Raw genomic sequence first — 22570 nt, 5'->3', positions numbered from 1 at the left:
CTCAACTGTCAGTCCTCCCGGGTAGGTTCGCATGCATGACGACAGAAGCGATCACGGAGGCGGCCGGGCATTGCCGGTACACCTACCGGCTGCGCCTGTCGACGTCGGCCCGGAGCGCGCTCGAAGCCGAGTGGGAGCGGGCGCGCTGGATCTGGAATGAGTGCGTCGCCAAGTCCAGGGCCGTCCACGCGCACAACCGGGCGACCGGCGAGAAGACGACGTGCGGACCGGTGCAGCTCGCGGCGATGCTGACCGAGGCCCGCAAGGTGACGCCCTGGCTGGCCGAGGGCGCGTGTGTGCCACAGCAGCAGTTGATACATGATTTCGGGAAGTCCCGGGCCAAGGCGCTCAGGGACGTCAAGGCGCGGTTGCCGATGCGGCAGCGGGCCGGGATGCCGAAGTACAAGAAGAAGCGCGAGGCGCTGCCCACTCTTGAATACACCAGGCGCGGGTTCCGCCTCAAAGACGGGCGCCTCCACCTCGCCGGTGGGATCGTGGTGCGGCCGGTGTGGTCGCGGGAGCTGCCCGGATCGCCGTCCAGTGTGCGCGTGTGCCGCGACGCGGTGGGCCATTGGTGGGCGTCGTTCGTCGTCCCCGCCGTGACCGAACAGCTTCCGGCCACGGGCCGTGTGATCGGGATCGACTGGGGCGTGAAGGAGACCGCGACCACCACATCGGATGACCACGACCTCCCCCACGCCCAGCACGGGAAGACGGCCACGCAGAAACTCGCCCGCTACCAGCGGATGGCGGCCCGACGCCGACCGGCCAAGGGCCAGCCGGGATCGAAGGGCTATCGGAAGGCGAAGCGGCAGACCGCCAAGCTCCACAAGAAGGTGGCCCGCCAGCGCCAGGACACCGCCCGCAAGTGGGCCAAACGCGTTGTCCGCGACCACGACGCCATCGCCGTAGAGGACTTCCGCCCGAAGTTCCTCGCCAAGACCAGCATGGCCCGCAAGGCCGCCGACGCCGCTATCGGCGCCACCAAGACGGCGCTGATCGAGATGGGCCGCAAGCACGACCGCACCGTGCACCTGATCCACCCCGCGCACACCACGATGGACTGTGCGCACTGCGGAGCGAGAGCCAAGCACCGCCTACCTCTTTCCGAGAGAACGTATACCTGTACCGCGTGCGGAGCCGTCTCGCCGAGAGACAAGAACTCCGCCCACGTGATGCTGGTCCGGGCTGGTCTCAACCCGGCTAGTGCTGATCGTGTAAGACCTGAACCCCCGCCGGGGGTCAGGCGATGTGAGCTAGGAATCCCCCTCGTTCACGAGGGGGAGGATTCAAGATGGGCCGCTACTTCGCCCGCTTCGACCAGGCCGTCGGCGCCAAACTCCCCACCCGGGACGGCTTCGTGAAGGAATACTGGGGCGAGGGCTCGAACCGGGCCCGCAACTGGCAGCGCTACGGCCAGGGCGGCCAGGGCCTGATCTTCGAAGAGGGCGTCGACGGCTACGTCCCGTACGCGGGTGACCTCAACGAGGGCCTCGCCACCACCATCGCCAAGCTCAAGACCACGATGGTCTCCTGCGGCTCCACCACCCTGCCGGAGTTCCGGTCCACGGCCCGGCTGACCCTGGTCTCCGACCAGAGCTTCCAGGAGAGCCACGCGAACGTCACCCTCCGGGACACCCCGGCGACCATCGCCTGACGCAACCGGATCGCCCCTAGGAGACCCCACCGTATGAATACGCCACCCCTGCCTCTTACAAAGGCGCACACCGACGGATCAGCCGTCCGGATCGGCGCTCTCGTACCGCTGACCCGGCCCGGCTGGGCCGAGGCGGGTCAACACCTGCTCGCCGGGCTGGAGTTGGGTGTGAGCGAAGCCAATGACGCCGGCGGGATCGGTGGACGGCCGCTCCAGCTGGTGGTCCGGGACACCGCGGCCGATCCGGAGAAGGCCGCGACGGCCGTGGACGAACTGGCCCGCCTGGGCGTGGCCGCCCTGGCGGGGGAGTACCACAGCGTGGTCGCCCGGGCGGCCGCCGCCCGGGCCGACGCCCTCGGCCTGCCGTTCCTCTGCTCCTCGGCGGTCCTCGACGAGCTCACCGACCGGCCGACGGACCGGGTCGCGCGCCTCGCCCCGGCGCAGTCCCACGGCTGGCGGATCTACGCGGACTTCCTGTTCGGCGCCGGTCACCGCCGCATAGCCGTGGCGACCCAGCCGAGCGTGTACTGGGCGTCGGGGACCCGCATTCTGCGGGACCACCTCGCTCCGCGCGGCGGCGCCGTCGTCGAACTCGCCATGAACGCGCTCACCCCCGAGGCGGTGTGCGACGCCCTCGTCGACAGCGGCGCGACAGCCCTCCTCCTTCTGGTCGGCCACCCGGACCCGGCCGTGCCGATCGTCAAGGCCGTCCGGCGCGACCACCGCCTCGCCGAGGTCCTGATCGGCGCTCCGGCCGGGCAGCCGGAGTTCGCCTCATGGGCGGCGCTCCTCGGCGACGACGGCGCCGCGATCCCGTTCCTGCGCTACCTGCCCGAGCGCCTCGGCCCGCTCGGCGCACGAGTCGCGACGGCGCTGCGCGAGCGGCTCGGCTCGGCGCCCTCCTTCGTCGCCTTCGAGGGCTACGACACGATCGCCGTCCTCGCCGATGTGCTCCGCTCCGAGGGCGCGGACCGGGCGCGCACCACCGCATCCTGGCCGCACGTCGCGGTCGAGGGCACCCGCGGGAAGATCCGGTTCTCCCGGACGCCGGGCATCAGCGTGTGGCAGTGGACCTGGACGCCGGTCCAAGTCGTCGACCGGGACCCGGCGGAACCCGATCGCTTCCGGGTGCTCCACACCGGCTGAGAGCGCCCAAGAAGCCGGGTCAGCCGCCGCCCATCCCGCCCTGCGCGGCGACCAGCGTGGTCCCGAGGCCGCGCACGGTCCTGCCCAGGGCGGGCGCGATCGCGTCGAGCCGGCCGGTCAGGGCATCGAGGCGGTCCTTGTGGGCGCGGGCGTCCGCACGCGACACGACGTGCCGCACCCCGCCGGCGGAGGCGAGCGCCAGGACGACGGCGTCGTACGGCTCGACGGGCCCCCGGCTCCGCAGCAGCTCCGTGAGCCCCGCCTGAAGCGCGCGTACGCCCGTCGCTTCCCGCACTGCCACCTCGCGCCGCGCGGCGCGGGCGAAGACGGGCCGCTCCTCCACCGTGATCAGGCCGAGGGCGGCGAGCCGGTCCTCGACCGCGACCAGGGTCTCCCGGCGATCGGAGCGGACCCACGCCTTCCAGGTGCGCCGGTGCGCCCCGATACCGTCCAGTACGAGATCGAGCACGGGGTCGCCGGTGCGGCCGGAGTCCGTGACCCTCACCTCGCCCGCCGAGTCGGCGATGCGGCCCAGCGAGGCCAGTTCGGCGAGGACCGCGACGCGGAGCAGAAAGCCGGTCCGGGTGCGGTCGTACAGGGCTTTGGCGGCGGTGTCGTAGGCCGCGAGATACATCCGGCCGTACAGGGTGTGCGTCATGGAGCCGACGCTACGGACTGCGCGCCGTGCGGGGATCCACCCGGCGGATGGATCCGCACTGGGCCCACGGGATGAGTACGCGGCCGGTTCAGCCCGCGGGATGAGGGAGCGGGTCAGCCGCGGCGCGGCTCGACGAGTCCGTGGTCGTAGGCGGCGACCACCGCCTGCACCCGGTCGCGCAGCCGCAGCTTGCGCAGTACCGCCGACACATGGGTCTTGACCGTCGCCTCCGACAGATGGAGCTGGGCCGCGATCTCAGTGTTGGACAGCGCCCGACCGATCAGGGTGAGCACTTCGAGCTCGCGCGGCGACAGCCCTGCCAGCACGGCCGGGGCCGGGAGCGGGGCCGGTGCGGTGTGCGCGAAGCGGTCGAGCATGCGGCGGGTCACGGTCGGCGCGAGCAGCGCGTCCCCGCGCGCCACCACCCGGACCGCCTCGGCGAGCTCGGCGGGCCGGATGTCCTTGAGGAGAAAGCCGCTGGCGCCGGCCCGCAGTGCGGTCACCACGTGCTCGTCGAGGTCGAAGGTCGTGACGACGAGGACCCGGGCCGCACTGCCCGAGGCGACGATGGCCCGCGTCGCCTCGATGCCGTCCATCACGGGCATCCGTACGTCCATCAGGACGACGTCCGGCCTCAACTCCCCGACCAGGCGCACCGCGTGATGCCCGTCGGCCGCCTCGCCGACCACTTCGAGATCGTCCCGGGCGTCGATGATCAGGCGGAATCCGCCGCGCACCAGCGCCTGGTCGTCGGCCACCACCACTCGGATCGTCACGGGCCGAACCTTATCGGCAGCACCGCCCGCACCTCGAAACCTCCGTCCGGGCCGGGCCCCGCCTCCAGGGTGCCGCCGAGCAGCGAGGCCCGTTCGCGCATTCCCGCGAGGCCCCGCCCCGAACCGGGGGAGCGCCAACTCCGGTTGCCGGGGCGGCCGTTGTCGCTCACCTCGATGCGCACCGCCTCCTCGTCGCGGTACACCGACACCCGCACCCGGCCGGCTCCCGCGTGCCGCAGCGTGTTGGTCAGCGCCTCCTGCACGATCCGGTACCCGGCGAGGTCCACGGCGGACGGCGGCGAGATCGCCCGGCCCTCCTCGTGCAGCTCGACGGCGAGCCCGGCGGCCCGCGCGTTCGCGGCCAGCTCGGCGAGGTCCCCGAGCCCACGCGGCGGCCGCCGTCCGTCGTCGCCGGACTCCGTACGCAGTAGGAGCCGCAGCTCCCCGAGCGCCGAGCGCCCCGCACCCTCGATGGCGCGCAGCGCCTGCCTCGCCTGTTCGGGGTCGGCGGTGAACACGTCCTCGGCGGCGCTCGCCTGGATCACCATCACCGACACGGTGTGGGCCACCACGTCGTGCACCTCACGGGCGATCCTGGCCCGCTCCTCGGCCACCGCCCGCCGCGTCTCGGCGGCAAGCCGGTCCTGCTGGGCCCGGCGCCACTGCCCGGCCGTCCAGGCCAGGGTCACGGCCAGTACGTAGCTGACGAGGACCAGCGTGCTGCCGCCCGCATAGGCGAGCGGGGCCAGCGCGAGCATCCCGAGTAGCCACCGGCGCGACACCCGCACCGGCCGCAGCGCCGAAAGGACGCACAGGGCGAGCTGGGCCCCGAGCAGCGCGCCCGTCAGGCTCAGCGCCGGGAACAGCAGCCACATCCCGGCCCCGAGCAGTGCGCTCACGGCGAGCACGGCGGCGGGCCGGGCCACCACCCACCACAGGGCCGCGGCCTGCACCACGGCGAGGGCGAGCGCGCCGGCGGGCCGCCCAGCGGCACCGGCCGCGAGGTAGGTGGGCACGGCCACCCCGAGCACCAGCACGGCGGAGGCCGCCCGCAGCGCCCCGACCGCCCGGGCCGGGGGAGAGGTGCCGCTGTCGTCCGGACCGCGCATGTGACCCACGCCGCGACGCTACCAACCGCGCGTCACTTCGCCGGGGTGCGCGAGCGGGCCATCCGCGCGGCGACGGTGCGCGGCACATGACGTACGGCGAAGGCGTACGCCTTGTACTGGAGCCCCGTGATGCTGACCGGACGCCTGCGGCGCAGATCCTTCAGCGCCTGCTCCACGACCTTCTCGGCATCCAGCCAGGCCCATTCGGGAAGCGAGCTCACGTCCATCCCGGCCCGCTTCTGGAACTCCGTCCGCGTGAAACCGGGCACGAGCGCGAGGACGCGGACACCGTGCGGGGCGAGATCGACCCGCAGCGATTCGCTGAACGCCGTCAGCCACGCCTTGGCGGCGCCGTACGTGCCGGTGGGCAGCAGGCCCGCCACCGAGGAGACGTTGAGGACGACGCCCCGCCTGCGCGCGGTCATCCCCGGCACGGCCGCGTGCGTGAGCCGCAGCGGGGCCCGCACCAGGAGATCGAGCATCCGCTCCTCGTCGTCGACGGGGCTGTGCGGGAACGGCGCGGGAAGGCCGGATCCCGCGTTGTTGACCAGCACATCCACCGGATTCTCAGCCGCCGCGAGCCGTTCCTCGACCAGGCGGCACTGTGTCGGATCGACGAGATCAGCCGCCAGCGTCTCGACCCGTACGCCGTACCGGGACCGCAGCTCCTCGGCCGTCTTCCGCAGCCGCTCCTCGTCCCGGGCGACCAGGACGAGCGCGCACCCGAAGCCCGCGAAGCGGTGCGTGAAGGCGGCGCCGATGCCCGAGGTCGCACCGGTGATCAGAACAGTGGTCATGGTGGCTCTCATTCCTCCGGGGCCAGGGACGCACGGGACCTGCCCGCGCACCGCCCCAGTGTTCGCGGACTCCGCCGAAGATCAAGTGCGAGGGCCCATAACTGGCCACTTCGGACACTCTGTTGAGAGGACACCAGGGCCGGGGAACCTGAATATTTGTCGCCACGGCCACGGAAATTTGCGCAAAATCCGGCGAGGCTTCCTGGCGGCGCACGCAAAACAGTAGTATTTGCCGTGCCGTCTTGGCGGATCCGTGCTACTGTTGATCCCAGTTGCAGTTGTGGTTCCCAAAGACTTCAAGTGCCTTGATGGTTTTATGCCGTCGGGCGCTTTTGTATTTCCGGTGCTTTTTCCGGACGGGGCAATCATCGCGGTAACGACGGGGTCAGCACAGTGCGGACCCCCGGGCATTGCCCCGAAGGAGATATGACATGGCTACTGGCACCGTGAAGTGGTTCAACGCGGAAAAGGGCTTCGGCTTCATCGAGCAGGAGGGTGGCGGCCCGGACGTGTTCGCCCACTACTCCAACATCGCCGCCCAGGGCTTCCGTGAGCTTCAGGAAGGCCAGAAGGTGAACTTCGACGTCACGCAGGGCCAGAAGGGCCCGCAGGCCGAGAACATCACGCCTGCCTGACGCTGAAGCGTTTTTCGCACGCGGCTGGGGCTCGCACCTTGGGGTGCGGGCCCCAGCCCGTTGCTGTTCCACCGGGCCCGCCGCCACTTCGTGACGGCATTTTCACGGCCCGCGGGACGGCCGGGCGCCGCCCGGCCGTCCCGCCACGCAGCGGACGAACCTTCCCGGCCACGGCCGGGATGCGCATCTGCCCGCTGTCCCGATCCGGCCCGCCCGCCTTCCCCGGCGGCGGCTGCCCGGCATTCCGACAACGGGCGGGGAATTTCCACGCCCTCGTGCGGCCGGATCGGAATTCGACTTCTGTTTTCGGCTCGTTCTTGCGATGCCCCGGCGGTTCCATTTCGCCGGGCTCCCTCGATACGTGCCATATCGAGGAAGGTTCTCCTTGAACCGTTCAGCTCGCACGAACGACCGCTACTCCGCCGCCCGTAAGAGCGGCGCCGACCGCGGGGCCCGCTTCCGGCCCCAGGGCCAGAACCGCTCCGGCGGCGGCCGCAGGCCCGCCGCACCGCAGGGCGAGTTCGCCCTCCCCGTCACGATCACCCCGGCCCTGCCCCCGGTCGCGAACTTCGGCGACCTGGACATGCCGAGCGAGGTCCTCGACGTGCTGGCCGGCCTGGGTGTGACCGAGCCGTTCCCGATCCAGGGCGCCACCCTGCCGAACTCGCTCGCCGGCCGCGACGTCCTGGGCCGCGGCCGCACCGGCTCCGGCAAGACCCTCGCCTTCGGCCTCGCCCTGCTGGTCCGTACGGCGGGGCGCCGCGCCGACTCCAAGAAGCCCCTCGCCCTGATCCTGGTGCCCACGCGCGAGCTGGCCCAGCAGGTCACCGACGCGCTCACCCCGTACGCCAAGGCCCTGCGGCTGCGGATGGCCACCGTCGTCGGCGGCATGTCGATCGGCCGCCAGGCCGGTGCGCTGCGCTCCGGCGCCGAGGTCGTCGTGGCCACGCCGGGCCGCCTCAAGGACCTCATCGAGCGCCGCGACTGCCGCCTGGACCAGGTCGCCATCACCGTCCTCGACGAAGCCGACCAGATGGCCGACATGGGCTTCATGCCGCAGGTCACCGAGCTCCTCGACCAGGTGCGCCCGGACGGCCAGCGGATGCTGTTCTCGGCCACCCTGGACCGCAACGTCGACCTCCTGGTCCGCAAGTACCTGCACGACCCGGTGGTCCACTCCGTCGACCCGTCGGCGGGCGCGGTCACCACGATGGAGCACCACGTGCTGCACGTGCAGAGCGCCGACAAGTACGCCACGACCACCGAGATCGCGGCCCGCGACGGCCGGGTGATCATGTTCCTGGACACCAAGCACGCCGTCGACCAGCTCACCAAGCACCTGCTCCAGAGCGGCGTGCGGGCGGCCGCCCTGCACGGCGGAAAGTCCCAGCCGCAGCGCACCCGGACCCTGGCCCAGTTCAAGACCGGTGCCGTGTCCGTCCTGGTCGCGACCAACGTCGCGGCGCGCGGCATCCACGTCGACAACCTCGACCTCGTGGTCAACGTCGACCCGCCGACCGACCACAAGGACTACCTGCACCGCGGCGGCCGCACCGCCCGCGCCGGCGAGTCCGGCAGCGTCGTCACCCTCGTCCTGCCCAACCAGCGCCGCGAGATGAGCCGCCTGATGATGGCCGCCGGGATCACCCCGACGATCACCCAGGTCCGCTCCGGCGAGGCGGAGCTGAGCCGCATCACCGGCGCCCAGGCACCCTCCGGCATCCCGGTCACCCCCGCGGCGGCCCCGGCGGAGCGCCCGAAGCAGCGCGGCCAGGCCCCGTTCCGCGGCCGCGGCACCGCCCGCGGTCAGGCCGGCGGCGGCCGTTCGGGCGGCTCGCGCCGCGCGGGCGAGACCCGCGAGATGGCCGAGGCCCGCAAGGCCGCCCGGGTCCGCCGCGCGGCCTGACGCCCACGGGGTGGCCGGCCGGCACCGGTCACCCCAGGCCCGGCACCGTCGACACGACCAGGTCGATGAGCTTGATCCCGACGAACGGCAGCACCAGGCCGCCGAGCCCGTACACCGCCAGGTTGCGGCGCAGCAGGTCGTGCGCCGAGGCCGGGGTGTAGCGCACGCCGCGCAGGGCGAGTGGGATCAGCGCCACGATGATCAGCGCGTTGAAGATGATCGCCGAGGTGATCGCGGACGTCGGGCTGTGCAGGCCCATGACGTTCAGCGCGCCGAGCCCCGGATAGGCCGAGGCGAACATCGCCGGGATGATCGCGAAGTACTTCGCGACGTCGTTCGTGATCGAGAACGTGGTCAACGCGCCCCGGGTGATGAGGAGTTGCTTGCCGATCTCGACGATCTCGATGAGTTTCGTCGGGTTGGAGTCGAGGTCGACCATGTTCCCGGCCTCCTTCGCGGCCGAGGTCCCCGTGTTCATCGCCACGCCCACATCGGCCTGGGCGAGCGCCGGGGCGTCGTTCGTTCCGTCGCCCGTCATCGCGACCAGCTTGCCGCCCTCCTGCTCCTTCTTGATCAGGGCGAGCTTGTCCTCGGGGGTGGCCTCGGCGAGGAAGTCGTCCACCCCGGCCTCCTGGGCGATGGCCCGGGCCGTCAGCGGGTTGTCCCCGGTGATCATGACCGTACGGATGCCCATGCGGCGCAGTTCCGAGAAGCGTTCCGCGATGCCGTCCTTGACGACGTCCTTGAGGTGGATCACGCCGAGGACGCGGGGCCCGTTCCAGTCGTGCACGCCGACGAGCAGCGGGGTGCCTCCGGAGGCTGCGATGGAATCGGCGAACCACCGCGCCTGGTCCGGGACTTGACCCCCGTACATCGCCACCCACTCGATCACCTGGGCGGCCGCGCCCTTGCGGATGTGGGACACGGCGCCGTTCTCCCAGCGCAGGTCCACCCCGCTCATCCGGGTCTGCGCGCTGAACTCCACGAAGCGGGCGCCGCGCAGATCGCCCTCGGCCGGCTCGCGCAGCCCGTACCGCTCCTTGGCCAGCACCACCACCGAGCGGCCCTCGGGCGTCTCGTCCGCGAGCGAGGCAAGCTGGGCGGCGTCCGCGAGATGCGTCTCCTGGACCCCGGGCATCGGCACGAACGCCGCGGCCTCCCGGTTGCCCAGCGTGATCGTGCCCGTCTTGTCGAGCAGCAGCGTGTTGATGTCGCCCGCCGCCTCGACCGCCCGGCCGGACATCGCCAGGACGTTGCGCTGCACGAGGCGGTCCATGCCCGCGATGCCGATCGCGGAGAGCAGCGCCCCGATGGTGGTCGGGATCAGCGTCACGAGCAGCGCCACCAGGACGGTGGTGGACTGCGCGGCATTCGCGTACTCGGCCATCGGCTGGAGCGTGACCACCACCAGGACGAAGACGATGGTCAGCGCCGCGAGCAGGATGTTCAGCGCTATCTCGTTCGGCGTCTTCTGCCGGGCCGCGCCCTCCACCAGGGCGATCATCCGGTCGAGGAAGGAGTGCCCGGGCCGTGAGGTGACGCGCACGACGATCCGGTCCGAGAGGACGGCCGTGCCGCCGGTGACGCCCGAGCGGTCACCGCCCGACTCGCGGATGACGGGCGCCGACTCGCCGGTCACCGCCGACTCGTCGACGGCCGCGACCCCGTCCACCACATCGCCGTCCGCCGGAATCAGCTCGCCCGCCTCGACCAGGACGAAGTCGAACGGCTTGAGGTCGGTGGCCGAGACGGCCTCGGTCCTGGCGTGGTCCAGATCGGTGCCCACCCGCCAGTTGTCCCGCAGCCGCAGCGCGACCGTGTCCGTACGGGCCCGGCGCAGCGACTCGGCCTGCGCCTTGCCCCGGCCCTCGGCGACGGCCTCCGCGAGGTTGGCGAAGATCACCGTGAGCCACAGCCAGACGCCGATCACCCACGTGAAGACGGACGGGTGGACGAGCGCGGACAGCGTGGTCAGCGCCGCCCCGATGGCCACGACGAACAACACGGGCGTACGCACCAGATCCCGCGGATGCAGCTTGCGCAGCGCATCGGGAAACGCCGTCAGGAGCTGTACGGGTTCGAAGAGCCCGGCGGACCGCTTCGGCCGGTGCGGCCGCGGCCCCGGCGGATTCCTGGGTGGCGGGCCACTGGGGGCCAGGACGGTCGGGGCCTGCTGGGGGGCGGCGGGAGACATGCACGACCTTCTGGAGGGTCCGGCAGCCGGACGGGGGTTCGGACACAGCCTGTGAGCGGCCGGACGCAAACCTAGGTCACCGCCGGAGCCCAACTCACCCGATTCCGTGGGTATTTACGGCTCTCTGACAGCGGATGCCGCCCGCGTCAAGGCCGCGACAATACGGCCGAAACGCCCTCCTGCATGTGGGAGGCCGTCCTCGGGGGCCAGGGGCGTATGAGACCCGTAAAGGAGTCGCCACGGGCCGTAAGAGGGGCGTCAACGGCGGCCGAAAGCGCCCGGTGAGGAGGTTTCCTCAGGGTGTCCGTTCTTTCCGAGCCTCCATGAGGAGTTCACGATGGCCGACGTGGCCTTCGTCGTCACCACGATCGCGGTTTTCGCGCTGGTGGCGTTCATCGCCAAGGGGGTGGCAAAGCTGTGACTGCCGAGAACATCGTCGGTCTGATCGTGGCCGTCGCCCTCCTGGGTTACCTCGTCCTCGCCCTTGTGTACCCGGAGAGGTTCTGAGCCCCGCTATGTCTCCTGTTCTTGCTGGTGTGCTCCAGTTCCTGGCTCTGGCCGTGGCACTGGGCCTCGCATACCGTCCGCTCGGCGACTACATGGCCCGGGTCTACTCCTCCGACAAGCACCTGCGCGTCGAGAAGTGGATCTACAAGGCCATCGGCGCCAACCCGTCCACCGAGATGCGCTGGCCCGCCTATCTGCGCGGCGTCCTCGCCTTCTCCGCGGTGAGCGTCCTCTTCCTCTACCTGATGCAGCGCGTGCAGGGCTCGCTGCCCGGCTCGCTGGGATTCGTCTCGATCCCTGCGGATCAGGCGTTCAACACGGCCGCATCCTTCGTGGCGAACACGAACTGGCAGTCGTACTCGGGTGAGCAGGCGATGGGCCACGTCGTGCAGACGGGCGGCCTGGCGGTGCAGAACTTCGTGTCCGCCGCCGTCGGCATCGCCGTCGCCGTCGCGCTGGTGCGGGGCTTCGCCCGCTCGCGCACCGGTGAGCTCGGGAACTTCTGGTCGGACCTGGTGCGCGGCACCGTCCGCATCCTGCTGCCCATCTCGGTGATCGGCGCGGTCGTCCTGGTCGCCTGCGGTGCGATCCAGAACTTCTCCGGCATTCACGAGGTCGGCCAGTTCATGGGCGGCTCGCAGCAGTGGAACGGCGGCGCGGTCGCCTCGCAGGAGGCGATCAAGGAGCTGGGCACGAACGGTGGCGGTTACTTCAACGCCAACTCCGCCCACCCCTTCGAGAACCCCAACGGGTTCACCAACCTCTTCGAGATCTTCCTGATCCTGGTCATCCCGTTCGCGCTGACCCGCACGTTCGGCAAGATGGTCGGCTCGGTCAAGCAGGGCTACGCGATCCTCGCGACCATGGTGACCATCTGGGTCGGCTTCACCGCGCTGATGATGTGGACCGAGTTCCACCACGGCGGCCCGGCGTTCAACATCGCCGGCGGCGCCATGGAGGGCAAGGAGAACCGGTTCGGAGTCGGCGGCTCGTCGATCTTCGCGGTCGCCACCACCCTCACCTCGACCGGCGCGGTCGACGCCTTCCACTCCTCGCTCACCGGCTTCGGCGGCGGCATCACCATGCTGGGCATGCAGCTCGGCGAGATCGCCCCCGGCGGCACCGGCTCCGGTCTCTACGGCATGCTGATCATGGCGATCATCGCGGTGTTCATCGCGGGCCTGATGGTGGGGCGTACGCCCGAGTACCTGGGCAAGAAGATCGGCACCCGCGAGATCAAGTTCGCGGCCTGCTACATCCTGGTCACCCCGGCCCTCGTGCTGATCTTCACGGCCATCGCGATGGCGATGCCGTCGACGCTGACCTCGATGACGAACTCGGGCGCGCACGGCTTCTCCGAGGTCCTGTACGCCTACACCTCGGGCGCCAACAACAACGGCTCGGCGTTCGCCGGTCTCAACGCGAACACCCCGTGGTTCAACACCAGCATCGGCCTGGCCATGCTGCTCGGCCGGTTCGTCCCCATGGTGTTCGTCCTTGCCCTGGCCGGCTCGCTCGCCGAGCAGAAGCCGATCCCGGCGACCGCGGGCACCCTGCGCACCGAGAAGCCGCTGTTCACCGGCCTGCTGGTCGGCACCGTGATGATCGTCGCGGGCCTGACCTACTTCCCGGCGCTGGCGCTCGGCCCGCTCGCCGAGGGGCTGGCGTCATGACCACCGACACGAAGAAGTCTGAGGAGCCCGGCTCCATGTCCACCGCAACACCCACGCGCGCTCCCCACAGCGACCTCCCCAGCGGGCACAAGCCCGATGCCGGACGGGTCGGGGGCGGCATGTTCGACCCGAAGCAGCTGGTCAAGTCCTTCCCGGACGCGGTCAAGAAGCTCAACCCGAAGACGATGATCAAGTCTCCGGTCATGTTCGTGGTGGAGATCGGCTCGGTCCTGACGACGATCCTGGCCATCAAGAGCCCGGGGGACTGGTTCGGCTGGGCGATCGCCGCGTGGCTGTGGCTGACCACGATCTTCGCCAACCTGGCGGAGGCCGTCGCCGAGGGCCGCGGCAAGGCGCAGGCGGACACCCTGCGCAAGGCCAAGACGGACACGATCGCCCGCCGCCTGAACGGGAGTTCCGAGGAGCAGGTTCCCGGCACCGAGCTGAAGATCGGTGACCTGGTGGTCTGCGAGGCGGGCGACATCATCCCCGGCGACGGTGACGTCGTCGAGGGTGTCGCATCCGTCGACGAGTCGGCCATCACCGGTGAGTCGGCCCCGGTCATCCGGGAGTCGGGCGGCGACCGCAGCGCGGTCACCGGCGGCACGAAGGTGCTGTCCGACCGCGTCGTCATCAAGATCACGACGAAGCCGGGCGAGACGTTCATCGACCGGATGATCAACCTGGTCGAGGGCGCGGCCCGCCAGAAGACCCCGAACGAGATCGCCCTCAACATCCTGCTGGCGTCCCTCACGATCGTCTTCCTGCTCGCCGTCGTCACCCTCCAGCCCTTCGCGATGTACGCGAAGGCCGAGCAGTCCATGATCGTTCTCGCGGCGCTGCTGGTCTGCCTGATCCCGACCACCATCGGCGCGCTGCTCTCCGCGATCGGCATCGCCGGCATGGACCGCCTGGTCCAGCGCAACGTCCTGGCGATGTCGGGCCGCGCGGTGGAAGCCGCCGGTGACGTCTCCACGCTGCTCCTGGACAAGACCGGCACCATCACCCTGGGCAACCGCCAGGCCTCCGAGTTCGTGCCGGTCAAGGGCACGACCGAGGCCGAGGTCGCCGACGCCGCCCAGCTCTCCTCCCTCTCGGACGAGACGCCCGAGGGCCGCTCGATCGTGGTCCTCGCGAAGGAGAAGTACGGCCTGCGCGAGCGTCACCAGGGCGAGCTGACCGGCGCGGAGTGGGTGGCCTTCACCGCCCAGACCCGTATGTCGGGCGTGGACGTGGACGGACGCAAGGTCCGCAAGGGTGCGGCCGGTTCGGTGGTCGCATGGGTCAAGGAGCAGGGCGGCAGTGTTGCGGAGGACGCCCAGGCGCTCACCGACCGGATTTCCCAGGCTGGTGGCACGCCGCTGCTGGTGGCTGTTGAAGACGCGGACGGGGCGCGTGTCCTCGGTGTCATCCACCTCAAGGACGTCGTCAAGGAGGGCATGAGGGAGCGGTTCGACGAGCTGCGCCGGATGGGCATCAAGACGGTCATGATCACGGGTGACAACCCGCTGACCGCGAAGGCGATCGCCGAAGAGGCGGGCGTGGACGACTTCCTCGCGGAGGCAACTCCCGAGGACAAGATGGCGCTCATCAAGCGGGAGCAGGCCGGCGGCAAGCTGGTCGCGATGACCGGTGACGGCACCAACGATGCCCCGGCCCTGGCCCAGGCGGATGTCGGTGTCGCGATGAACACCGGTACGTCGGCCGCGAAGGAGGCCGGCAACATGGTCGACCTCGACTCGAACCCGACGAAGCTGATCGAGATCGTCGAGATCGGCAAGCAGCTCCTCATCACCCGGGGCGCGCTGACCACGTTCTCGATCGCCAACGACGTCGCGAAGTACTTCGCGATCATCCCGGCGATGTTCGCGGTCGTCTACCCCGGCCTGGACAAGCTCAACATCATGAGCCTGCACAGCCCCGAGTCGGCGATCCTGTCCGCGGTCGTCTTCAACGCGCTGATCATCATCGCGCTCGTACCGCTGGCCCTGAAGGGCGTGCAGTACAAGCCGACCAGCGCCGACAAGATGCTGCGGCGCAACCTCGGCATCTACGGCCTGGGCGGTCTGATCGCCCCGTTCATCGGCATCAAGATCATCGACCTGCTCATCTCCCTCATCCCCGGAATCGGCTGACCTGCCATGAACAACTCAGTTGGAAACACCGCCCGGTTGCTCGGCGCGGGCCTGCGCGCGCTGCTCGTCCTGACCCTCGTCTGCGGCGTGATCTACCCGCTGGTGGTGACCGGCATCGCGCAGGTGGCCTTCAGCAACAAGGCCAACGGTTCCGAGATCAAGTCCGGTGGGAAGGTGGTCGGCTCCGAGCTCATCGGGCAGACGTACAACCTCCCGAAGAAGGACCCGAACAACGCCGAAGAGGCCGCGCAGCCGGACCTGAAGTGGTTCCAGCCGCGCCCCTCCAACGGGCTCGGCGCGAACAGCATCAACACCCAGTACCAGCTGATCATCTCCGGTGCGACCAACCTCTCCGGCGACAACGAGAAGCTGATCCAGCAGGTCAAGGACGCCAAGGCGGCCGTGGTCAAGGACAACTCCACGGCCGACTACCAGGTGAACCCGGCCGATGTGCCCGCGGACGCGGTCACCTCCTCCGGCTCGGGCCTCGACCCGCAGATCTCCCCTGAATACGCGAAGATCCAGGTCCACCGGGTCGCCGAGCAGAACCACCTCGACGTCAAGCAGGTCGAGAAGCTCGTCACCGACAACACCAGCGGCCGGATCCTCGGCTTCATGGGCGAGCCCGGCGTCAACGTCCTCAAGCTCAACATCGCACTCAAGGAACTCACCCAGAAGTGAGCCACTTACGACGGCGGGCGGGAGCCCCGGCCCCGGAAGACCTCCGGGCCCCGGCTCCCGCACCGCCGGGCAGTGTCATGAAGACCGCGCACAACAGGAAGGCGGCACGCCGATGACCCGGGTGCTGGTGGTGGAGGACGAACCACAGCTCGTACGGGCTCTTGAGATCAACCTGAAGGCGCGAAAATACGACGTGGACGCGGCGACGGACGGCGCCACCGCCCTCCAGCTCGCCGCCGTGCAGCCCCCGGACGCGGTCCTGCTCGATCTCGGGCTGCCCGACATGGACGGCATCGAGGTGATGCGCCGGCTGCGGAGCTGGTGCCGGGCGCCGATCCTGGTGGTCTCCGCACGCAACACCTCCGACGAGAAGGTCGAGGCCCTCGACTCGGGCGCCGACGACTACATCACCAAGCCGTTCAGCATGGACGAGCTCCTGGCCCGGCTGCGGGTCGCGACCCGCAGGGTCGAACCCGCCACGAAGAGCGCCGACGGGGGAGTCGTCACCACCAAGTCGTTCACGCTCGACCTCCTCGCGAAGAAGGCGAAGCGCGCCGGGAACGACGTGCGGCTCACCCCGACCGAGTGGCACCTCCTGGAAGTCCTGATCCGCAACCGCGGCCGCCTCGTCAGCCAGCGCCAGTTGCTGCAGGAGGTGTGGGGGCCCAGCTACCGTACGCAGAGCAACTATCTCCGCGTCTACATGGCCCAGTTGAGGCGCAAACTCGAAGTGGACCCCTCGCACCCCCGGTATCTCATCACGGCACCGGGCATGGGATACCGCTTCGAGGTCTGAGCCCCTTGTGGACGTCGTAACCCCCGTGCACCTCGTACCCAGAGATCGGAACCATGGCACGCGGCAAGCTTCGGATCTACCTCGGCGCGGCGCCGGGCGTCGGCAAGACCTACGCGATGCTGTCCGAGGCGCACCGGCGGGTGGAGCGCGGCACGGACTGCGTGGTCGCGCTGGTCGAGCACCACAGCAGGCCGCGTACGGAGGTGATGCTGCACGGCCTCGAACAGCTTCCCCGGCGTGAACTCGCCTACCGGGGCGCGCAGTTCACCGAGATGGATGTCGACGCGGTCCTGGAGCGGCGGCCCGCCGTGGCACTCGTCGACGAGCTGGCGCACACCAACATCCCGGGCTCGCGCAATGCCAAGCGCTGGCAGGACGTCGAGGAGCTGCTCGACGCGGGCATCGACGTCGTGTCCACGGTCAACATCCAGCACCTGGAATCCCTGGGCGACGTCGTCGAGTCGATAACGGGAGTGCGGCAGCGCGAGACCGTACCCGATGAGGTGGTGCGGCGGGCCGACCAGGTCGAGCTCGTCGACATGTCGCCGCAGGCGCTTCGCCGCCGCATGGCGCACGGCAACATCTACAAGCCGGACAAGGTGGATGCGGCCCGCTCCAACTTCTTCCGGCTCGGAAACCTCACCGCGCTGCGGGAGTTGGCGCTGCTGTGGGTGGCCGACCGGGTCGACGAGTACCTCCAGGAGTACCGCAGCGAGCACAGCGTCTCGAAGATCTGGGGCTCGCGCGAGCGCATCGTCGTCGGCCTGACCGGCGGCCCCGAGGGCCGCACCCTCATCCGCCGCGCCGCCCGCCTCGCCGAAAAGGGCGCGGGCGGCGAGGTGCTGGCGGTGTACGTGGCGAGGGGCGACGGCCTGGCCTCCGCCTCGCCCAGGGAACTCGCGGTCCAGCGCACCCTGGTCGAGGACGTGGGCGGAAGCTTCCATCACGTGGTGGGCGACGACGTGCCCCCGGCCCTGCTCGACTTCGCGCGGGGTGTCAACGCGACGCAGATCGTGCTGGGCACGAGCCGTCGCAGCACGTGGCAGTACGTGTTCGGCCCCGGGGTGGGCGCGATCGTGGCCCGCGACTCGGGGCCCGACCTCGACGTCCACATCGTCACCCACGAGGAGGCCGCCAAGGGCCGGGGCCTCCCGGTGGCACGCGGCGCCCGCCTGGGCCGAGCCCGCTCGATGTGGGGCTGGGCGGCGGCGATGGTCGGCCCCGTCCTGCTCACCCTGCTCCTGACCTGCATCGACACAGACCTCGGCCTGGCCAACGAGATGCTGCTTTACCTCTCGTTGACGGTGGCTGCGGCGCTGCTCGGCGGACTCCTCCCGGCGCTGGCGTCGGCGGCGGTCGGCTCCCTGCTCCTGAACTACTACTTCACCCCGCCGGTCCACCGTCTGACCATCAGCGACCCGCACAACATCGTGGCCATCGTCATCTTCGGCTCGGTGGCGGTGTCGGTCGCGTCCGTCGTCGACCTCGCGGCCCGCCGCACCCAGCAGGCGGCCCGGCTGCGCGCCGAGTCGGAGATCCTGTCCTTCCTGGCGGGCAGCGTGCTGCGGGGCGAGACGAGTCTGGACGCGTTGTTGGAGCGGGTCCGGGAAACATTCGCGATGGAATCGGTCGCCCTGCTCGAGCGCCCGAGCGAGGTCGAGCCGTGGACGTGTTCGGCGAGCGTGGGGCCCCGCCCCGTGGGGCGCCCCGAGGACGCGGACGTGGACATGCCGGTGGGCGACCACATGGCGCTGGCCCTGTCGGGCCGCGTACTGCCGGCGGAGGACCGCCGAGTCCTGGGCGCGTTCGCGGCACAGGCGGCGGTGGTGCTCGACCGCCGCCGTCTGAAGGAAGAAGCCGACCAGGCAAGGCTGTACGCGGAGGGCGACCGCATCCGTACGGCGCTGCTCGCCGCGGTGAGCCACGACCTGCGCACCCCGCTTGCCTCGATCAAGGCATCCGTCACATCGCTCCGTTCGGACGACGTGGAATGGTCCGAGGCGGACGAGGCGGAGCTGCTCGAAGGGATCGAGGCGGGCGCCGACCGCCTCGACCACCTGGTGGGCAACCTGCTCGACATGTCCCGCCTCCAGACCGGCACGGTCACCCCGCTGATCCGCGAGACGGACCTCGACGAGGTCGTGCCGATGGCCCTTGGCGGCGTCCCCGAGGACAGCGTCGTACTGGACATCCCCGAGGACCTCCCGATGGTCAGCGCGGACCCGGGCCTCCTGGAGCGGGCGATGGCCAACATCGTGGAGAACGCGGTGAAGTACAGCCCCGAGGGGGAGCGCGTCCTGGTCTCGGCGAGCACGATCGCCGACCGGGTCGAGGTCCGCGTGGTGGACCAGGGCCCCGGCGTCCCCGACGCCGCGAAGGACCGCATATTCGCCCCGTTCCAACGCTACGGGGACGCCCCGCGGGGCGCGGGGGTGGGCCTCGGCCTGGCGGTCGCCCGGGGCTTCGCCGAGGCGATAGGAGGCACGCTGGCGGCGGAGGACACCCCGGGCGGAGGCATGACGATGGTGCTCACGCTGCGGCCGGCGCTGGGATACGTGCCGACTCAGCGGGCTTCGGCGTCCGAGGACACCTGAGGGGCGCGGGGTACGAGGCCGCGGGGTCGGCCGGCGCTTCCCAGCGCACCGTCAGCCGGCGTTCCGGAAGACGAGCAGGTAGCGCCAGAAGAGGAGCCTGCGTATGCGGCATCCGGGCAGCAGCGCCGCGGCCTCCCGGCGGATCTGGAGCAAGGGCATGGTGGGCCGAGTCACCGGCGCCTGCGTCTGGGTGCGGCCGGTTGCGGCAGAGCCGAGCCCGTCCCGCGCGTACACGGCCAACCTGACTACGGCGTTGACCGGTACGGCCGCCAGGCTCCAGGCCCAGTCGAGCAGGGTCCGCTCCGGATAGCAGCCCAGGATCACGAGGACGCCGCCGGGTGCGAGCGCGTCCCGCAGGGCGGCGACGGTGCCGAACGGCATGTGGTGCACGCTGGCGAGGCAAGAGATGAAGTCGTAGTGAGCATGGGGGAGTCGGACTTCGGTGACGTCCGTGCACCGGAAGCGCGGACCCCGATCACCAGGTGCCGGCCCAGCGGCCATCGCACGGGCCTCCGCGACGACCTCCTCCGACGGATCGATCGCATCGACCTCGATGCCGAGCCCGGCGAGCCGCCGCGCGAACCGGCCGGTCCCACAGCCAACGTCCAATGCCGTGCGGCAGTTTGGCGGCATCTGGCGCAACAGCAGCCGGTGATAGTGGTCGTTGTGATCAAAGGGCATGCCGCGACCTTGCCACACGGGCGCGCAGCCCGTTGGCCGAGCCGATCGTGTTCTCCCACCGGGGCTTCCCGCCCGCCCCGGTGACGTCGAACGCCGCGGCGAGTGCGGGCTGTCCACTGAGACGGCGCTCTGCTTGGCCCCCGCCGCGCGCATGAGAGCAGCCGCTTCCGCCGGGTCTTGCAGCATGGGCGCGAGCAGGCGCAGGTAGTGGGCCTGCGATTCCAGCGATTTGGCCATGATGCGGAGGTTGTTGGCGGACGTGGTCGGGGCATTGCGATGCCCCAGCCCCGCCGCGAAGACGAGATCTCCCAGCGATGTGCGGTATTCGGTTCCTTCCCAGGCGCTCGTTACATAGGTGATCAGGCTTTTTCCCCAGGGGTTGTAACCCACCTGGATCTTCTGCTGCCCGCGGGTGTAGGCCAGGGTGTGGAGGTGACTCACCGAGCTCACGGGTCCGCCGAAGCCGAGCTCGTCCATCAGGGACCCGAATGTGCTCCGGGCCACTGGCTCGAACTGCGTGTGAACACTGCCTTTGAGTCTGCGTCGCACGATTCGCCCCCGCCGCATTCGTACGGTGTCGTCAGGACCGTGTCGAGTCCCGCGCTCCCAGCGCCCCGCATTCTCCCCGTCTGCTTCCCAGGGAGCCAGTGAGGGGTTTTCCAACCTCACGCTGACGTGTGGTGAAGGACGAGGACGGCCTTCACGGCGTTGGTGATTCGGTTGGTGCTGCAGCGGAGCTTCCGTAGGAGGCGCCAGCTCTTGAGGGTGGCCATGGCCTGTTCGCCGAGGCAGCGGATTTTGGCGTGGGTGGTGTTGTGACGGCGCTTCCATCTCTTGAGGCGGCGGCCCCGAAACGGCACCCGGACGGGTCCGCCGGCGCCTTGGTATGCCTAATGGGACCCGAAGGTCGGTACTGAGCCCAGTTCTTGGGTGATGGTCTCGCCGTCCTTCGGGGCGCGGGGCGAGCCTTTGAGTATGCCCGGACCTTCGAGTCCTATTGACAAGACGAGGTCGCTTCCGCGCCCAGCAGTGTTCGTTCAAGGTGAGGCAGAGGAGTATCGGCAAGCGTGCCCGAGTGGTACCGCTGGTGACGGTTGAGAGCACGTTCCGTCACTGTGCTCCTGGCCCGTCTGCAACGCGATTGACTATTCGCAGTCCGAGCTGGCCTCGTGGATCACCTCTCACCATTGCCGGAGCCTTAGCTCTGAAGCAGACCGAGGGCCGCACGGCTTGCTGGGGTTGCGAACGGCTGGTGGGATGACGTGCCTTGAGCACTTCCATTAGGGAGCACGCGCACCCTGCACAGGCTTGAGACTAGAAAAGAGCCACGGCAGAGGAGAGGTACATGGAGGTCACTACGTTACCGGCGCCCGTCTTCTGCGGGGTGGACTGGGCCGAAGATCACCACGACATCGCGCTGGTCGATGCCGGTGGGAAACAACTCGCCAAGCTGCGGATCAATGATGATGCAGAGGGATTTGCTCAGTTGATTGCTCGGCTGGGCGAGCACGGCGACCGCGCTGACACCCCGATACCCGTTGCGATCGAGACGTCCCGTGGACTTCTCGTCGCGTGCCTGCGGGCCACCGGTCGCCCCGTTTACGCGATCAACCCGCTGGCGGTTGCCCGCTACCGGGATCGTCACTCTGTGGCCCGGAGGAAGTCCGACGCCATCGACGCCGCGGTGTTGGCGAACATCCTGCGGACCGACATGGCTGCTCATCGGCCGTTGCCTGCGGACTCCGAGCTCGTGCAGGCCATCGCGGTGCTTGCCCGAGCACAACAGGATGCCGTCTGGGCTCGCGGTCAGGCCAGCAACAAGCTCCGCTCCCAGCTGCACGAGTTCTACCCGGCCATCCTGAACGCGTTCGCCACACACAAGCACGGCCTATGCGCACGGGAAGCCCGGAGTATCCTTGCCGCAGCCCCGACACCGACCATCGCCGCAACACTCACGCGGCGTCGGTTGCAGTCATTACTCAAGAAGGCCGGCCGAGTACGCGGCATCGAGGCTGAAGCCGACAGGCTCCATAAAGTGTTCCAGCGTGACTATCTCCACCAGCTTCCGCAGGTGGAAGCAGCTTTTGGTCAGCAGACGTCTGCTCTGCTGAGACAGCTCAACACCGCTTGTCTCAACGCGGATCAGCTTGAGAAATCTACGGCTGCCGCATTTGAAGAACACCCTGATGCACCGGTCATCCGTAGCTTTCCAGGTCTCGGATCCTTAACCGGTGCCCGCGTCCTGGCGGAGATAGGCGATGACCGAGCCCGATTTGCGAGCGCCGACTCGCTCAAGGCATACGCCGGAAGTGCCCCAGTCACTCGGGCAAGTGGTAAGAGCCGCACGGTCATGAGCCGGAGGATAAAGAATCAGAGGCTGGCGGCCGCTGGCTACGTGTGGGCCTTCGTCTCGCTCACCAAGTCAGCAGGCGCCAGGGCCCATTACGACCACCGCAGGGAAGTCGGCGACCGGCACGTCGCGGCACAACGCAATCTCTTCAACCGCTTCATGGGCATGCTCTTCTACTGCCTCCAGCACGGCCAGCTCTACGACGAGCTCAAGGCATTCCCGATCCAGCCGCAGGACGAATGTTCCGCCGCTGCGGCTTGACTCTTATCCGCGTG

At 69.8% G+C, this 22570-nt stretch carries 18 protein-coding genes and 1 pseudogene; 12 read left to right on the top strand and 7 right to left on the bottom strand.

The features are described from left to right. Window positions 1-35 precede the first annotated feature (35 nt). Genes ACSHXC_RS08940 through ACSHXC_RS08930 form a run of 3 tightly spaced genes read left to right on the top strand, consistent with a single transcriptional unit; the run spans window position 36 to window position 2803 of the window. Window positions 36-1364: an RNA-guided endonuclease InsQ/TnpB family protein gene (locus tag ACSHXC_RS08940; protein ID WP_438291064.1), complete on the top strand. Its 1329-nt coding sequence runs from the start codon at window positions 36-38 to the stop codon at window positions 1362-1364. Continuing rightward, window positions 1295-1657 (top strand): IMP dehydrogenase, encoded by a 363-nt coding sequence (locus tag ACSHXC_RS08935; protein ID WP_438291063.1) that lies wholly within the window; start codon window positions 1295-1297, stop codon window positions 1655-1657. Before ACSHXC_RS08940 ends, ACSHXC_RS08935 begins: the two co-directional genes overlap by 70 nt. Window positions 1658-1690: 33 nt before the next feature. Further along, window positions 1691-2803 (top strand): ABC transporter substrate-binding protein, encoded by a 1113-nt coding sequence (locus ACSHXC_RS08930; protein ID WP_438291062.1) that lies wholly within the window; start codon window positions 1691-1693, stop codon window positions 2801-2803. Between the two features lie 19 nt (window positions 2804-2822). Here the strand turns inward: ACSHXC_RS08930 and ACSHXC_RS08925 are convergent, their stop codons facing one another. From ACSHXC_RS08925 to ACSHXC_RS08910, 4 genes are all read right to left on the bottom strand, one after another. Beyond that, a complete protein-coding gene (locus ACSHXC_RS08925) occupies window positions 2823-3461 on the bottom strand; it encodes a GOLPH3/VPS74 family protein (protein ID WP_438291061.1) in 639 nt (212 codons plus the stop codon). A 113-nt stretch (window positions 3462-3574) separates the two neighbouring features. Continuing rightward, entirely contained in the window at window positions 3575-4237 is a 663-nt protein-coding gene (locus ACSHXC_RS08920) for a response regulator (RefSeq protein WP_438291060.1), read from the bottom strand. After that, window positions 4234-5346: a sensor histidine kinase gene (locus ACSHXC_RS08915; protein WP_438296487.1), complete on the bottom strand. Its 1113-nt coding sequence runs from the start codon at window positions 5344-5346 to the stop codon at window positions 4234-4236. The genes ACSHXC_RS08920 and ACSHXC_RS08915 overlap by 4 nt, the downstream gene beginning before the upstream one ends. A gap of 32 nt (window positions 5347-5378) precedes the next feature. Then, on the bottom strand, window positions 5379-6143 hold the full coding sequence (locus tag ACSHXC_RS08910; protein WP_438291059.1) for an SDR family NAD(P)-dependent oxidoreductase: 765 nt from the start codon (window positions 6141-6143) through the stop codon (window positions 5379-5381). A 431-nt stretch (window positions 6144-6574) separates the two neighbouring features. Between ACSHXC_RS08910 and ACSHXC_RS08905 the strand changes: the two genes are divergently transcribed. Both ACSHXC_RS08905 and ACSHXC_RS08900 read left to right on the top strand, forming a co-directional pair. Beyond that, window positions 6575-6778: a cold-shock protein gene (locus ACSHXC_RS08905; RefSeq protein WP_100580096.1), complete on the top strand. Its 204-nt coding sequence runs from the start codon at window positions 6575-6577 to the stop codon at window positions 6776-6778. A gap of 385 nt (window positions 6779-7163) precedes the next feature. Beyond that, on the top strand, window positions 7164-8684 hold the full coding sequence (locus tag ACSHXC_RS08900) for a DEAD/DEAH box helicase (RefSeq protein ID WP_438291058.1): 1521 nt from the start codon (window positions 7164-7166) through the stop codon (window positions 8682-8684). A 28-nt stretch (window positions 8685-8712) separates the two neighbouring features. On the opposite strand, the gene kdpB (ACSHXC_RS08895) is transcribed toward ACSHXC_RS08900, so the two are convergent. Then, on the bottom strand, window positions 8713-10878 hold the full coding sequence (gene kdpB, locus ACSHXC_RS08895) for a potassium-transporting ATPase subunit KdpB (protein WP_438291057.1): 2166 nt from the start codon (window positions 10876-10878) through the stop codon (window positions 8713-8715). A 417-nt stretch (window positions 10879-11295) separates the two neighbouring features. Here kdpB (ACSHXC_RS08895) and kdpF point away from each other — a divergent pair, with 417 nt between their 5' ends. The 6 genes from kdpF (at window position 11296) to ACSHXC_RS08865 (ending at window position 19264) form a co-directional block, all read left to right on the top strand. Beyond that, entirely contained in the window at window positions 11296-11385 is a 90-nt protein-coding gene (kdpF, locus tag ACSHXC_RS08890) for a K(+)-transporting ATPase subunit F (RefSeq protein WP_063801986.1), read from the top strand. A gap of 8 nt (window positions 11386-11393) precedes the next feature. Further along, the gene (kdpA, locus tag ACSHXC_RS08885) at window positions 11394-13058 is read left to right on the top strand and encodes a potassium-transporting ATPase subunit KdpA (protein ID WP_438291056.1); all 1665 of its coding nucleotides are present in this window, start codon (window positions 11394-11396) and stop codon (window positions 13056-13058) included. After that, window positions 13055-15193, top strand: coding sequence for a potassium-transporting ATPase subunit KdpB (gene kdpB / locus ACSHXC_RS08880; RefSeq protein ID WP_438291055.1), 2139 nt, complete (start codon window positions 13055-13057; stop codon window positions 15191-15193). The genes kdpA and kdpB (ACSHXC_RS08880) overlap by 4 nt, the downstream gene beginning before the upstream one ends. A 6-nt stretch (window positions 15194-15199) precedes the next feature. Next, window positions 15200-15874, top strand: a complete 675-nt coding sequence (locus ACSHXC_RS08875; protein WP_438291054.1) for a potassium-transporting ATPase subunit C — start codon at window positions 15200-15202, stop codon at window positions 15872-15874. Between the two features lie 112 nt (window positions 15875-15986). After that, window positions 15987-16670, top strand: a complete 684-nt coding sequence (locus ACSHXC_RS08870; RefSeq protein ID WP_438291053.1) for a response regulator — start codon at window positions 15987-15989, stop codon at window positions 16668-16670. Window positions 16671-16723: 53 nt separating this feature from the next. Continuing rightward, complete coding sequence (locus tag ACSHXC_RS08865; protein WP_438291052.1) at window positions 16724-19264, top strand: DUF4118 domain-containing protein; 2541 nt, start codon at window positions 16724-16726, stop codon at window positions 19262-19264. Between the two features lie 51 nt (window positions 19265-19315). Here ACSHXC_RS08865 and ACSHXC_RS08860 read toward each other — a convergent pair whose 3' ends face one another. Next, window positions 19316-19945 carry a class I SAM-dependent methyltransferase gene (locus ACSHXC_RS08860; protein WP_438296485.1) on the bottom strand — a complete coding sequence of 210 codons (630 nt, stop codon included), beginning with the start codon at window positions 19943-19945 and terminating at the stop codon, window positions 19316-19318. Between the two features lie 665 nt (window positions 19946-20610). Then, window positions 20611-20832 (bottom strand): annotated as a pseudogene (locus ACSHXC_RS08855) (transposase family protein); the annotation flags it as partial. Window positions 20833-21290: 458 nt separating this feature from the next. Between ACSHXC_RS08855 and ACSHXC_RS08850 the strand changes: the two are divergent. Continuing rightward, entirely contained in the window at window positions 21291-22556 is a 1266-nt protein-coding gene (locus ACSHXC_RS08850) for an IS110 family transposase (RefSeq protein WP_438289952.1), read from the top strand. Window positions 22557-22570 lie beyond the last annotated feature (14 nt).

Source organism: Streptomyces sp. HUAS TT7, assembly GCF_051550175.1.
GTDB lineage: Bacteria > Actinomycetota > Actinomycetes > Streptomycetales > Streptomycetaceae > Streptomyces.
The sequence above is the reverse complement of the archived record's forward strand: the minus strand, read 5'-3'. Positions and strand labels throughout refer to the sequence as shown.